This is a genomic window from Trinickia sp., from assembly GCF_051961175.1.
Lineage (GTDB): Bacteria > Pseudomonadota > Gammaproteobacteria > Burkholderiales > Burkholderiaceae > Trinickia.
This window is the reverse complement of the sequence record NZ_JBQCDN010000115.1, coordinates 1-13,978: the sequence shown is the minus strand read 5'-3', so window position 1 is coordinate 13,978 and position 13,978 is coordinate 1. Positions and strand designations below refer to the sequence as shown.

Sequence of the window (13,978 nt, the reverse complement as noted above, 5' to 3'; positions counted from 1 at the left end):
CGCTCGATCGTTACCTTTTCAAGAAGCCTCAACAGCTACAGCCACGACGCGCTGTAGCTCTTTTGATTCAGCCGGGTCCTATCGCCGGCGCGCGGCAAGCAGCGATTAAAAGCGATAGGTCGCTCCGATCTTCACTATCGGATAGAAGCGAAAGCGATCCACCTTGCTTTGCAGCTGCTGTTCTTCGGCATTGACGTTCGCCTGCCCCGCCTCCGCCACGATCGCAGCCGGCACGTCGTAGTCAAGATGCGGACGGCCGTACGCGACGCCCGCATCGAAGAACATGCCCCAACCGCGAGTCGCATGCGGCGAGTGACCGAAACCGATGCCGAGATACGGCCGCACAGCCGGATACTTAGCCTTGGCATGAATCGTCTGGCCCAACGACGAATACGTCGTGCCGTTGATCGTGTAGGTGCCCGATGCTGCGGTAGCGGTCGCGTCGATGTTGTCGCCGCCGATCAGCAATCCAGCAGTGAGACGGAACGGCACATAGTTCGGGGCCGGGAAGAAATCGGCGTAAAGGCCGCCGTGGTAAAGGTTCAGCTTCGCGTCGTAGTTGATGTTGCCGGCCGTGAAGGTATGCGAAAGCGAAAAGCCGTTAAATTCGACTCGCGCATTCACCATCGAACCGAGGACGTGACCGTAGCCGATGCCGATGCCTTCCGTGCCGACCTGTCCGTAAACCTCCTGCGATACTTGCGCATGCGCCGACGAGCCCGCCGCCAGCGCAATCCCCGCGGCCACAGCGCCAATCCAATGCTTCATTTTCTCTTGTCCTTGTGATTGATCGAAGCCGAACGCCGCTTCACAGCGATCCCCGAAACGGTGTCCGGCTGCGCACAGTCACGCGATCGCATCATCAAAAGCCGACTCGCGAACGATCGACGCATGGCGCACCCGTGCACACGTCTGTTTACGACATCTGCACAGTGTTCTTGAGCGCGCGTTTGGGGAGCAACGGCAAGAGGAATACGCGCTGTGCCGATGCACCGCGCGCGTCATGGGGAGAGGAGGCGTAAGGGAAAAGCGCGCGCCTAGCGGCGACGCATCAAAAAAACGAACGTCTTATCCTGCGTCGAACTTTCGACGATTTCGTTGCCCGTTTGCTTGGCGAATGCGGCGAAGTCTCGTTGTGACCCCGGATCCGTCGCCAGCACCTTTAGGATTTGGCCGCTTTGCATATCGGCCAGCGCCTTCTTCGCGCGCAAAATCGGCAGCGGACAGGTCAATCCGCGTGCATCGACTTCCTTATGAATTTCCATCGACAATCGGCCTTTCCGTGAAGCGCCTCAAGCACGCTCGAGCGGCACTCGTCGGAATGCGCCACGCCCAGCCGCCAAGAGGCAAATAACAAATTTTACCTCACGGCCTGCTTAGTTCGCCTGAGTCACGGGCACCGGCGAGAGAGCCACGCCTGCTCAGCATGACTGCCGACGCATGGTGCAGACGCAATGGCCGGGCCTCGCTGCGCGAGCGAGGCGGCTTCCGCGGCCTACAGCGCAACCGGCACCCCGCTCGCGCACGCCTCGCGTAGCGCCTTGCCGATGCGTGTCGCTTCGAGCGCATCGGCCAGCGTGGCCCCGGCCTCGGCTTCAGGTTCGCGGCCCGCCAAGCGCGCCGCCACCGCCTGCACGAATGCCTGCGCCTCGTGCAGAAACGCATCCTCGAACCGATCGAAGAACGTCGGCGTGCTCTCGCTGCGCACCCCGCCCGCTTCGTAAATCTCCACGCGGTGCTTGCGCGGATTGTGGCCGATCGCCAGCGCACCGCCCGTGCCGATTACTTCGCTTTGCGTATCGTTGCCATGCGCCATCGTGCGCGAGGCATAAAACACAGCCAACCGCCCGCCCTCGAACTCAACGACACCCACGCCGTTATCGACATCGCCGAACTCGCGCAACCCTTCATGCAGCGCGATCGTCCCCGTCGCGAATGCACGCGTGGCCCGCGCGCCGCCGAAGAACCAACGTGCGACGTCGATATCGTGCACCGTGCAATCGAGAAAGATACCGCCGGAGGTCGGCGCAAAACGGACGAAGAAACCATCCGGGTCATTCTGGTCGGTCGTTTGCGAACGCACCATAAAAGGCCGCCCAATCTTGCCTGCCATCGCCTTCTCGTACGCATCGCGGTAGCTCGGATCGAAGCGGCGCATGAAGCCGATCGTCGCCTCCAGGTGCGGATATTCGCGCGCCACATCGAGCACGCGTTCGCATTCGGCCACATCCAGCGATAGCGGCTTCTCGCAGAACACATGCTTGCCCGCGCGCAATGCCGCCACGATTTGCTCCGCGTGCAGCGACGAAGGCGTGACGAGCCAAATCGCATCGATCTCGCGATCGGCGAGCAAACCTTCGTAGTCCGAATACAGCCGAGGCTCAGGCAACGTCTCCCGAGCCCAATCGAGTTCTTCGTCGACAGGACTACAGGCCGCCGCCAACACCGCACCCGGCACACGGTAGGCCAAGTTCGTCGCATGCCGCTTGCCTAAGCGGCCCAATCCCGCGATGCCGATCTTCACCGGCCCGCGCTTCGCCATCGTCGTCACTGTCTCGCTCCTTGCCGCTGTCGTCTTTGAATGCGTCAGTCGTTCCGGCCATCGCCGCTTGAACCGCATTCACCGTTCCGGCGGATCTCAATGGGGCGCATCCGGCCCATCGGTGATGCCCCGATGCGCGTTGGACCGCTGGCCTACTCGCCCATGTTCACCACCCGGCCCTCGCGCCACGACCGTGTCGCTGCTTCGGCCAATTCCAGCGCCTTCACGCCATCCGCAATCGTCGTGCGCACGGGCGCGCCTTGCGTGACCGCATCGAAGAAGTGCGCGATCTCGTTCGCATAAGCGGCGCGATAGCGTTCCAGGAAAAACGCCTCGGGAACGTCGCTCGACACCGCGTTCGCCGAATACGCAACGACTTCCGTCGGCCGCACGTTGCCCGCTTGCAGCATGCCGGCGCTGCCGAGCACTTCGAAGCGCTGGTCATAGCCATATGCCGCACGGCGTGTCGTATTGATCTGGCACAGACGGCCACGCTTCGTGCGAATTGTCACGGCTGTCGAATCGGCATCCCCGGCGTCAGCGATCGTGGGATCCGTCAGACAGCTCCCGTTCGCATGCACCGTCACCGCTTCGTCGTCGAGAATCCAGCGGAAAACGTCGAAATCGTGAATCAACATGTCCTTGAAAATGCCTCCCGAGCGGCGGATGTAATCCACGGGCGGCGCCCCGGGATCGCGGCTCGTGACGACAAGCATTTCCGGCGTGCCGATCTCGCCCGCCTCGATGCGCGCCTTGACGGCGGCAAACGTCGGATCGAACCGGCGTTGAAAACCAATCATGCAAACCACGCCCGCCGCCTCAACGGCACGCGCGCACGCCCGCGCGCGCTCGAGTTCCAGATCGACAGGCTTTTCGCAGAAGATATGCTTACCGCGCGCGGCCGAGCGTTCAATGAGATCGGCGTGCGTATCCGTACTCGAGCAAATCACGCTCGCGCCCACCGCTGCGTCGGCCAGCGCCACCTCGGCGTCGACCACCGTCGCGCCGTATTGCGCGGCCAGCTCCGCCGCCGCGACGCGATTGACGTCGACGACATACTTGAGCCGCGCGCCGGGATGGCGCGCGAGGTTGCCCGCGTGAATGCGGCCGATGCGGCCCGCGCCGAACAGTGCCACGTCGATCGTGCCGCTACTGCTACTAGTCATCGTATCCTCCGGTGTCCTTGGATTCTTCAACGTTCAACTCGAGCCGGTACGCAAGCGCGACGAACAGCGCCTGGCACAAGCAAATCGTGCTTGTCAGCGCGCGAAACGCAAACGCGCTGCCTTCCTTCACAAACAACTGAGCACTCGCATAGCGCGCGAGCGGCGACAGACGGCTGTCAGTAATGATCAGCGTCTGCGCTTGATGATGATGGGCGATGCGCAGGCAGTACTGCGTCTCGCGTCCGTACGGCTCGAAGCTGATGGCGATCACGACGTCGCCCTTTTTCACGCTGCGAATCTGCTCGCGGAACATGCCGCCGAAACCCGAAATCAGATGGACACGCTTGGCCGTGTGCTGCAGCGCATAAACGATGTAGCTCGCCACTGCGAAGGAGCGGCGCACGCCGATGACGTAGATGTTTTCCGCATGCTGGAGCATCGAGACGGCCGCCTCGAATTGCTCGTCGTCCAGCGTGGCTTCCAGTTCGTCGAGGCCGTTGCGGCAGGCGGCGACGAATTCGCGCGCAACATTGCCGCCCGAGAGACGCCCCGGCTTTTCGTCGATCAACTTGCGGATGCGCTGCTTGTAGGTCTGCCCCGACGGGCTTTGCCCGGCATACGCCTGCTTGAAGACTTCCTGCAGGTCCGAAAACCCGGAAAACCCGAAACGCTGCGCGAAACGCACGACCGCCGACGGATGCACGCCGCAACTCGCGGCGATATCGCTCGTGCGGTCCACCATCACGCTCGAACGGTGCTGCTCGAGGTACGCAGCCACGCTCTTCAGTTGCCGCGGCAGCGAATCGTACGTCTCGGCGACGCGCTGCATCAGTTCGTCGACGCTCGGCAGCTCGTCGGTGGTGTCTTCCTGCATGACTCTTGTCCTTGTCTAAGCGGATCGCCGCGTCCAGCCTCGCCTACAGGCTTTCCCTAGGTGACGCACGCGCGTCCCGACGATGCCGATTATAGGCAGGCCCGGAGCAAAATGGAACGAATTTTCCATTTTTCATTGCAATGAAATTTTCTTTGCAATCGCAGGAAAGTTCGCCTACTCTGTTTCGTGAGCGGCGCTGGTCGGTCCCGTCGCCGCTCCTAACGACATAACTTCGAAATAGGTGGAGACAAATGAGACTTGGCACCCGCAAGGCCGCTTTGAGAACGTTCGCCGCGACCTTCACTTCCGCGCTGGCATTCGCGTTCGGTCCGTTCGCTGTCTCGTCGGCCCACGCCGCCGACGCTCACTTCGTGCTGATCAGCCACGCCCCCGATTCCGATTCCTGGTGGAACACGATCAAGAACGCGATCAAGCAGGCGGATGAGGATTTCAACGTCGAGACCGACTACCGCAACCCGCCGAACGGCGATTTGTCCGACATGGCGCGCCTCATCGAGCAGGCGGCGGCGCGTAACTACGACGGCGTCGCCACGACGGTCGCCGATTTCGATGTGCTCAAGAGCTCAATCAAGAAAGTCACCGACAAGAAAATTCCGCTCGTGACCATCAACTCGGGCACGCTGGAGCAGAGCAAGCAGCTCGGCGCGATCATGCACATCGGCCAGCCTGAATACGTCGCGGGCCACGCGGCCGGCGAGAAGGCCAAGGCGGCGGGCATCAAGTCGTTCCTGTGCGTGAATCACTACGCGACGAATCCGGCTTCCTTCGAACGCTGCCGCGGTTTCGCCGAAGCCCTGGGCGTCGATTTCAAATCGTCGACGCTCGATGCCGGCCAGGATCCGAACGGCGTGAAATCGAAGGTGGAAGCCTATCTGCGGAATCACTCGAACACGGGCGCCGTCCTCGCACTCGGGCCGCTCTCCGCCGATCCGACGATTCGCGCGCTGAAGGACATGGGCCTGGCCGGCAAAATCTGGTTCGCGACGTTCGATTTCGACAACGACATCGCCGCTGCGATCAAGGACGGCACGATCCAGTTCGCGATCGATCAGCAGCCGTATCTGCAAGGCTATTTGGCCGTCGCCGTGCTGGCGGTCGTGAAGCACGACCACACGACCGATCCGCTGAAAATCGAAAAGGCGCTGCAAGCGAATCCCAAGTTCCAAAAGCGTCTGGAAACATACGGGCTCCAACCCGTTTATCAGCCCGATACGATCCTGTCCGGCCCTGGCTTCATCAGCAAGGCCAATGTGGAGAAAGTCGTGAAATACGCGGGGCAGTACCGCTGATTCTTGCGGGCAACCACCGCTCGCCCGAAGGTATCGCTGCAGCGATAGCCACAGCGATAACGCCAGACGAGCGGCCTCAGCAATCCAGTCATTCAGCCTGACCGCGCGGTTCGAGCCCTCTTCCCCTGGCGGCTCGAACCGCCCGACCGAAGGAGACATTCGATGGGCGTCGCCGATCACTTCCACGCCAACATCCGCAAACAGGAACCGCCCACTCAGCCCGGCACCGGCGGTTCGCTCGACGAGCGCGTGCGCCGCGAATCGCGGCTCAAGCATTTCCTTTCCCGCCCCGAGTTCGCTTCGCTCGCGGGCACCGTCATGGTGTTCCTCGTCTTCGCGATCGGCGCCGGCAATTCCGGCATGTTCAATCTCGACGGCATCATGAATTGGTCGCAGGTCGCAGCCTATCTGGGCTTGATCTCCGTCGGTGCCTGCGTGCTGATGATCGCCGGCGAGTTCGACCTCTCGATCGGTTCGATGATCGGCTTCGCGGGCATGATGGTCGCGCTGCCGACGATGTATTTCCACTGGCCCATCGAATTGGCGATCGTCTTCGCGTTCGTGGGTTCGATGCTGCTCGGCGCGCTCAACGGCTACCTCGTCATGCGCACGAAGCTGCCCTCTTTCATCGTCACGCTCGCGTTCATGTTCATCCTGCGCGGGTTGACGCTGGCACTCTCGGTCATGTTCGCCGATCGTACGATCATCTCGGGCGTGGGCGACGTCGCGGCTCAAAGCGGCCTCGCTCATGCCTTGTTCCAAGGCGTGGCGTTCCATGGCCTGTTCCGCTGGCTCGGCCATCTCGGCCTCGTCAAGCTGCTCGACTCGGGTGAACCGCTCGTGCCCGGCGTGCCGAAGGTCATCGTCTGGTGGATCGCCCTGGCCATCGTCTGTGCGTTCACGCTGGCCAAGACCCGCTTCGGCAATTGGATCTTCGCCGTTGGCGGCGATGCCAATGCCGCCAAGAACGTTGGCGTGCCGGTGCGCCGCGTGAAGATCCGCCTGTTTGTGCTCACTGCTTTCTGCGCGTGCCTGTTCGCCGTGCTTCAAGTGTGCGATATCGGCTCGGCCGCCGCCGATCGCGGCCTGCAAAAGGAATTCGAAGCGATCATCGCGGCCGTCATCGGCGGCACGCTGCTCACGGGCGGCTACGGATCCGTCGTGGGTGCCTGCTTCGGCTCGCTGATCTTCGGTGTCGTGCAGATAGGCATCACATACACGAGCATCGACTCTGACTGGTTCCGCGTTTTCCTCGGCCTCATGCTGCTGTTCGCGGTGCTCTTCAACCACTATGTGCGCAGCCGTGTCGCGCAATCGCGTTGACCGACGGAGGAAACGATGACGACGATTACCCCCAATCAAGATCAAGGCGCCGACACCATCCTCGCGCTCGAAAACGTCAGCCGCTACTTCGGCACCGTGATCGCGCTCAAAGACGTCACGCTGCGCCTGCGGCGCGGTGAGGTGCATTGCCTGCTCGGCGACAACGGCGCCGGCAAGTCGACGTTGATCAAGACGCTCGCCGGCGTCCATCCACCGAGCGAAGGCCAGTACCTCGTCGACGGCCAGCCCGTGCAATTCGGCTCGCCCAAGGACGCGCTCGATCTCGGGATCGCCACCGTTTATCAGGATCTCGCGCTCGTGCCGCTGCTGTCGGTCGCCCGCAACTTCTTCATGGGCCGCGAGCCGAACAAGAAGTTGTTCGGGCTGATCAACGTGATGGACATCGAGACGGCGGCCACGACGGCGCGCGAGAAACTCGCGGAAATGGGCATCCACGTACGCGACGCACATCAGCCGATCGGCACCATGTCGGGCGGCGAACGTCAGTGCCTCGCGATTGCGCGCGCCATTCACTTCGGCGCCCGCGTGCTGATTCTGGACGAGCCCACGGCCGCGCTTGGCGTCAAGCAAAGTTTCAACGTGCTCAAGCTCATTCACAAGGCGCGCGAGCGCGGCATCTCCGTCATCTTCATCACGCACAACGTGCACCACGCCTACCCGATCGGCGATTCGTTCACGCTACTCAATCGCGGCCGCTCGATGGGTACGTTCACGAAAGACACGATCAGCAAGGAAGCCGTTCTCGACATGATGGCCGGCGGCGCGGAAATGCAGAAAATGATCGCCGAGCTCGACGGCGCAACGATCTAACGCGATTCACGACGCTCATCGCTCACTCAGGATTTCCTTCAATGGCAGCCTCTCCCACTTCGAACATGACCGCCAGCCGCTTCGCGCCTGGCCGCACGCGCGACATCATTTGCCTCGGCCGTCTCGCCGTCGATCTCTACGCGCAGCAAATCGGCGCACGGTTGGAGGACGTTTCGAGCTTCGCCAAATATCTCGGCGGCTCCTCGGCCAATATCGCGTTCGGCTGCGCCCGCCTCGGGCTCGCCTCCGCCATGCTCTCGCGCGTCGGCAACGATCACATGGGCCGCTTCCTGACCGAAACGCTCGAACGCGAAGGCTGCGACGTGAGCCATACGCGCATCGATGCGGAGCGGCTGACCGCACTCGTGCTGCTCGGGATCAAGGATCGCGACACATTCCCGCTGATTTTCCATCGCGAGAACTGTGCCGATATGGCGATCGAAGAAAGCGACTTCGACGAAGCCTTCATCGCATCGAGCAAGGCGCTGCTCATCACCGGCACGCACTTTTCGACGGAGCGCGTGAACCGGGCGAGCCGCCGCGCCCTCGAATATGCGCGGCGCAACCAAGTTCGCACTGTGCTCGATATCGATTACCGGCCCGTACTCTGGGGCCTCACGGGCAAGGCCGACGGCGAGACGCGCTTTATCGCCGACGAAAGCGTCACCGCACATCTGCAACGGATCCTGCCGCTGTTCGATCTCGTCATCGGCACCGAGGAGGAATTCCGCATCGCCGGCGGCAAGCATGAACTGATCGACGCCCTCGCGATGGTGCGCGCCGTCACACCGGCCACGCTCGTCGTCAAACGCGGCCCGCTCGGCTGCACGATCATCGAAGGCAAAGTGCCGGCGTCGATCGACGATGCCCCCACCGAGCATGGCATGGAAGTGGAAGTGTTGAACGTGCTCGGTGCCGGCGATGCATTCGCCTCCGGCTTTCTCTCCGAATGGCTGCGCGATGCGCCGCTGGCGCAGTGCGCCAACACGGCGAATCTGTGCGGCGCGCTTGTGGTCTCGCGGCACGGCTGCGCCCCGGCCATGCCCACGCCGGCCGAGTTGGACTACCTGCGCGATGCCCTGGCGCGGGACCCGGTCAAGATGCGCCGCCCGGATCTCGATACACGGCTGGCGCGGCTGCATCGCGTCAGCGTGAAACGGCCGGTGCATGACGAAGTACTAGGCTTCGCGTTCGATCATCGCAATCAGTTCTTCGAACTCACGCAGCAAACGGGCGCGAGCGAAACGCGCGTCGCCGCGCTCAAGCAGCTGTTCGTGCAAGCCGTTGCGCAGACCGAGCAGGCGCTCTCGCTGCAGGGGCGCATCGGCGTGCTCATCGACGATCGTTACGGGCAGGACGCCCTGAACGCCGCCACGGGCCGCGGCTGGTGGGTCGGCCGGCCGGTCGAGCTGCCGGGCTCGCTGCCGCTCGTGTTCCAGCACGGACGCTCGGTGGGCACGGCGCTTGTCGCATGGCCCCGAGAGCACGTCGTCAAGTGCCTGGTCCAATATCATCCTGACGCCCCGATCGAAGAACGCGTAGAGCAGGAAGCGCAGTTGCGGGCGCTCTACGATGCCGTGCAGGCGAGCGGACACGAACTGCTGCTCGAAGTGATTCCGCCGAAACGCGATACGTTGTCCTCGGCGCCCGATACCGTGTTTCGCGCGCTCAAGCGGCTCTATAACCTCGGCATCCAGCCGGAGTGGTGGAAGCTGGCACCGCCGGCCGCCGAGCAATGGCAAGCGATCGATGCGCTCATCGCCGAACGCGACCCGTATTGCCGCGGCGTCGTGCTGCTGGGCTTGTCGGCCGGTGTCGACGTACTCAGCGAAGGCTTTCGTGCGGCTGCTGTTTCCCATACGTGCAAGGGCTTCACGGTCGGCCGTACGATCTTTTACGAGCCGAGCCGCGCTTGGCTCGCGGGCGATATCGACGATGCCGCGCTCGTCTCGAGCGTAAGAGCCACGTTCGAGACGTTGATCCGCGCGTGGCGCGAGGCGCGTACGCAGGCCGGTGCCGCCACACCGCATGCAACAACGCGGCGGGAGGCAGCGTGATGAACGTGAGACATGCGGCAACAACGGCGGACGCCGTGACCGCTGAGGGCAGCGAGACACCCTCTCCGACGATCCGGCTGACGGCCGCGCAAGCGCTCGTGCGCTACCTGGCCGCGCAACGGGTGCTCGACGATGACGGTGTGTCCACGGTGCCGCTATTCGGCGGCGTCTTCGCGATCTTCGGCCACGGCAACGTCGCGGGCCTCGGCGAAGCGCTGTACCAGCACCGCGACGCGCTGCCCACGTATCGCGCCCATAACGAGCAAGCGATGGCGCACAGCGCGATCGCGTATGCCAAGGCCCACTTCCGGCGCCGCATGATGGCGGTCACGACGTCGATTGGCCCCGGCGCGACCAATCTCGTCACCGCCGCGGCGCTAGCCCACGTCAATCGCTTGCCGGTCCTGCTGTTGCCGGGCGATATCTTCGTTTCGCGCGCCCCCGATCCGGTTCTTCAGCAAGTCGAAGATGGCCAGGACGGCGGCGTGTCCGCGAACGACACGCTTAAACCCGTGTCCCGCTACTTCGACCGCATCGTGCATCCGGCACAGTTGCTGAATGCATTGCCACGCGCGATGCGGGTGCTGACCGATGCAGCACAGGCCGGCCCTGTCACGCTTGCGCTGCCGCAGGATGTGCAAGCGATGGCCTACGATTACCCTCGGGCGTTTTTCGAGCCGCGCGTGGTGCGCTTTCATGCGCCCGCACCCTGCGTCGACGAGCTCGACGCCGCGCTCGAGATGCTGCGCCGCGCGTCGCGGCCGATGATCGTCGCCGGCGGCGGTGTGCTGTATAGCCGCGGCGGCACGGATGCCCTGCGGGCATTCGCGCGGCGGCATGGCATCGCCGTGGGCGAGACGCAAGCCGGCAAGGGGGCGCTCGCCTGGGACGATCCCCTCAATGCGGGCGCGATCGGCGTGACGGGCTCCAGCGCGGCGAACACGCTCGCCCACGAGGCCGATTGCGTGATTGCCGTCGGCACGCGTTTGCAAGACTTCACGACCGGCTCGAACACGTTGTTCGCGCAAGCGCAGGTCATCGGGATCAACGCCAATGCGTTCGACGCGCTCAAGCACGGCGCGGCAACCGTCCTCGCCGATGCGTGCACCGCACTCAATGCACTCGACGAACAGCTCGGCGATTGGCAGGCGAGCCCCGCCTGGAGCGAGCGTGCACGCACGCTATGCCAAGCGTGGCGCGATACGGTTACGGCCCGCACGAACGCCACGCCCCAGCCGGGCACCCTGCCCTACGACGCTGACGTCATCGGCGCCGTGCAGCGTTCGAGCGCACGCTCCGCGCAAGACGACATCGCTGTCTGCGCGGCGGGCACCTTGCCGGCCGAACTGCATAAGCTCTGGCGCGCGGGACGGCCCGGCGGCTATCACGTCGAGTACGGCTATTCGTGCATGGGCTATGAGATCGCGGGCGGCCTCGGCGCCAAGCTCGCGCGGCCCGAGCGCGAAGTCATCGTGTTCGTGGGCGACGGCAGCTATTTGATGATGAACAGCGAGATCGCGACCTCGGTCATGGTCGGCGCCAAGCTCATCGTCGTCGTGCTCGATAACCGCGGCTACGGCTGCATCAACCGCCTCCAGCAAGCGTGCGGCGGCGCACCGTTCAACAACCTGCTCGACGATTGTCTGCAAGGCCCGCTCGGCGCGCCGCAGATCGATTTCGCCGCGCACGCCCGCTCGCTTGGGGCGCTGGCCGAACACGCGGCCGACATCGGCGGATTCGAAGCGGCGCTCGGGCGCGCACGGGCTGCCGATCGTACCTCCGTGATCGTCATCGATACGGATCCGGCCCGCACGACCGACGACGGCGGGTGGTGGTGGGAAGTGGCCGTGCCCGAGGTATCGACACGCGAGGCCGTACGCGAAGCGCGGGCGGCCTATGAAGCGCGGCTCGCCGAACGCGGTGGCCACGGCGCAGGCCAGGATGGCCAAACCAGCTGATATGCAGTGAACGGCGAGGTCGATATCGACATCGACCTCGCAACCTCATGCGAACAAAGGAATAGAGCATGACCGATTCTCAAGTGCTTCAAGTACGTATTGGCGTCAACCCGCTCGCGTGGATGAACGACGACCTGCCCGCGCTCGGTGGAGAAACGCCGCTATCCGTCGCGTTGACCGAAGGCCGCGCGATCGGCTACGAGGGATTCGAACTCGGCAACAAATTCCCGCGCGAACCGGCCGCGCTGAAGGCGCTGCTCGCGCAATACGATCTGGCGCTCGTCTCCGGATGGTACTCGGGGCGCCTGGCCGAGCGCAGCGCCGAGGAGGAGATCGAAGCGGTCGGCCCGCATCTCGAACTGCTGGCGAAGAACGGCGCGGACGTCATGGTGTACGGCGAAGTCGCGAACACGATCCAAGGTTCGCCCCTGCCGCTGTATCAGCGTCCCCGCTTCTTCACCGAAGCACAGTGGGACGAATACGCACAACGCCTCGATCGCTTCGCGCAATACACGCTTTCGCACGGTGTGCGTGTGGCCTATCACCACCACATGGGCGCCTACGTCGAAACGCCGGCCGACGTCGAGAATTTGATGAAGCGCACGGGCGACGCGGTGGGCCTGTTGCTCGACACCGGCCACATCACGTTCGCCGGCGGCGATCCGCTCGCCATGCTCGACGCCTACGCCCCGCGCATCTGCCATGTGCATTGCAAGGACGTCCGCCCCGAGGTCGTGAAGCTCGCACGCAATCGCGATTGGAGCTTCCTCGAAGCCGTCATCAACGGCGCGTTCACGGTACCCGGCGACGGTGCGGTCGATTTCGCCGCCGTCATCGCGGGGCTGAAGCGGCACGGGTATCGCGGCTGGCTCGTCGTCGAAGCCGAGCAGGATCCCGCCGTCGCGCCGAGCTTCGAGTATGCGCAGCTCGGCTATCGAACGCTGCGTTCGCTGGTCGATGCGGCCACCGCATCGGAAAAGGAGCCCGCATGAGTTTGCTCGTGAAAGCCCAGCGCGAGGGAATGACCATCGCGCGCGTGACACCGGAGACGGCCGCATGGCGCTATGTCGGCTTCTGCGCCTATCGCCTCGCGCGAGAGGAGGTGCTGTATGTCCATGAGGACGCCCGCGAATCTTGCATCGTCGTGCTGTCGGGGGCGGTCACCATCGAGGTGGACGGGACGCGCTATGCGAGCCTCGGCGCGCGCGACAGCGTCTTCGAGGATGCCGCCCCGTATGCGTTCTATCTACCGCCGAAGGTGCAAGCCACCGTGCGCGCGGAGCGCGATGCGGAGCTCGGCGTAGCCAGTGCGCCGGCGCAAGGCCGCCATCCGGCCCGCCTCATCGAGCCGTCGCAGATGAAGCGTTCCGTCCGCGGCAAAGGCGCGAACACGCGCTATGTATGCGACATTCTTCCGCAAACCGAGCCGGCCGAATCGCTGCTCGTCGTGGAGGTACGCACGCCGAGTGGTCATTCGTCCAGCTACCCGCCGCACAAGCACGACGCCAACAACATCCCGCTCGAAAGCGCGCTCGAAGAGACGTATTACCATCGACTCAATCCCTCGCAGGGCTTTGCGTTCCAGCGGGTCTACACCGATTCGCGCGATATCGACGAATCGCTGGCCGTTGAGGATCATGACGTCGTGATGGTGCCGCGCGGCTATCACCCCGTCGTCGTCCCTTACGGATACGACTCGTACTATCTGAACGTCATGGCGGGCCCGCAACGCGTGTGGCATTTAAATAACGACCCGGCGCACGATTGGATCGCGAAACGCGATGCAGGCTGACAATACCGCGGCGATCCTCAAAAGCTGATCGTCGCGGTGACGGTATCGCTATAGGTACCGGACAGCGGTGTCGTCTGCGCCGGAATGTGCCCATATAAGATGAGTGCGTCCGTGTTCCCACTGCC

At 63.8% G+C, this 13,978-nt stretch carries 13 protein-coding genes; 7 read left to right on the top strand and 6 right to left on the bottom strand.

Annotated elements, in window-relative coordinates:
- Nucleotides 1-105: 105 nt before the first annotated feature.
- The 5 genes from ACTHL0_RS06465 to ACTHL0_RS06445 form a co-directional block, all read right to left on the bottom strand.
- Nucleotides 106-768 carry a hypothetical protein gene (locus ACTHL0_RS06465; RefSeq protein ID WP_440565820.1) on the bottom strand — a complete coding sequence of 221 codons (663 nt, stop codon included), beginning with the start codon at nucleotides 766-768 and terminating at the stop codon, nucleotides 106-108.
- A gap of 269 nt (nucleotides 769-1,037) precedes the next feature.
- Entirely contained in the window at nucleotides 1,038-1,265 is a 228-nt protein-coding gene (locus tag ACTHL0_RS06460) for a sulfurtransferase TusA family protein (protein ID WP_440535067.1), read from the bottom strand.
- A gap of 230 nt (nucleotides 1,266-1,495) precedes the next feature.
- Nucleotides 1,496-2,542 carry a Gfo/Idh/MocA family oxidoreductase gene (locus ACTHL0_RS06455; RefSeq protein ID WP_440565822.1) on the bottom strand — a complete coding sequence of 349 codons (1,047 nt, stop codon included), beginning with the start codon at nucleotides 2,540-2,542 and terminating at the stop codon, nucleotides 1,496-1,498.
- A 152-nt stretch (nucleotides 2,543-2,694) separates the two neighbouring features.
- Complete coding sequence (iolG, locus tag ACTHL0_RS06450; RefSeq protein ID WP_440565819.1) at nucleotides 2,695-3,708, bottom strand: inositol 2-dehydrogenase; 1,014 nt, start codon at nucleotides 3,706-3,708, stop codon at nucleotides 2,695-2,697.
- Entirely contained in the window at nucleotides 3,701-4,582 is an 882-nt protein-coding gene (locus ACTHL0_RS06445) for a MurR/RpiR family transcriptional regulator (RefSeq protein ID WP_440565818.1), read from the bottom strand. Before ACTHL0_RS06445 ends, iolG begins: the two co-directional genes overlap by 8 nt.
- Before the next feature lie 251 nt (nucleotides 4,583-4,833).
- Here ACTHL0_RS06445 and ACTHL0_RS06440 point away from each other — a divergent pair, with 251 nt between their 5' ends.
- From ACTHL0_RS06440 to iolB, 7 genes are all read left to right on the top strand, one after another.
- On the top strand, nucleotides 4,834-5,892 hold the full coding sequence (locus ACTHL0_RS06440; RefSeq protein WP_440565817.1) for a sugar ABC transporter substrate-binding protein: 1,059 nt from the start codon (nucleotides 4,834-4,836) through the stop codon (nucleotides 5,890-5,892).
- 162 nt (nucleotides 5,893-6,054) lie between these two features.
- Nucleotides 6,055-7,215, top strand: a complete 1,161-nt coding sequence (locus ACTHL0_RS06435; protein ID WP_440565816.1) for an ABC transporter permease — start codon at nucleotides 6,055-6,057, stop codon at nucleotides 7,213-7,215.
- A gap of 15 nt (nucleotides 7,216-7,230) precedes the next feature.
- Nucleotides 7,231-8,046, top strand: a complete 816-nt coding sequence (locus ACTHL0_RS06430) for an ATP-binding cassette domain-containing protein (RefSeq protein ID WP_440565815.1) — start codon at nucleotides 7,231-7,233, stop codon at nucleotides 8,044-8,046.
- A gap of 41 nt (nucleotides 8,047-8,087) precedes the next feature.
- Complete coding sequence (locus tag ACTHL0_RS06425) at nucleotides 8,088-10,103, top strand: bifunctional 5-dehydro-2-deoxygluconokinase/5-dehydro-2-deoxyphosphogluconate aldolase (RefSeq protein ID WP_440565814.1); 2,016 nt, start codon at nucleotides 8,088-8,090, stop codon at nucleotides 10,101-10,103.
- A complete protein-coding gene (gene iolD / locus ACTHL0_RS06420) occupies nucleotides 10,103-12,061 on the top strand; it encodes a 3D-(3,5/4)-trihydroxycyclohexane-1,2-dione acylhydrolase (decyclizing) (protein WP_440565813.1) in 1,959 nt (652 codons plus the stop codon). Before ACTHL0_RS06425 ends, iolD begins: the two co-directional genes overlap by 1 nt.
- A gap of 68 nt (nucleotides 12,062-12,129) precedes the next feature.
- Nucleotides 12,130-13,053, top strand: coding sequence for a myo-inosose-2 dehydratase (gene iolE / locus ACTHL0_RS06415; RefSeq protein ID WP_440565812.1), 924 nt, complete (start codon nucleotides 12,130-12,132; stop codon nucleotides 13,051-13,053).
- Nucleotides 13,050-13,853, top strand: a complete 804-nt coding sequence (iolB, locus tag ACTHL0_RS06410) for a 5-deoxy-glucuronate isomerase (RefSeq protein ID WP_440565811.1) — start codon at nucleotides 13,050-13,052, stop codon at nucleotides 13,851-13,853. The genes iolE and iolB overlap by 4 nt, the downstream gene beginning before the upstream one ends.
- Before the next feature lie 17 nt (nucleotides 13,854-13,870).
- On the opposite strand, the gene ACTHL0_RS06405 is transcribed toward iolB, so the two are convergent.
- The coding region (locus ACTHL0_RS06405) for a spore coat protein U domain-containing protein (protein ID WP_440565821.1) at nucleotides 13,871-13,978 on the bottom strand (108 nt) is incomplete at its 5' end.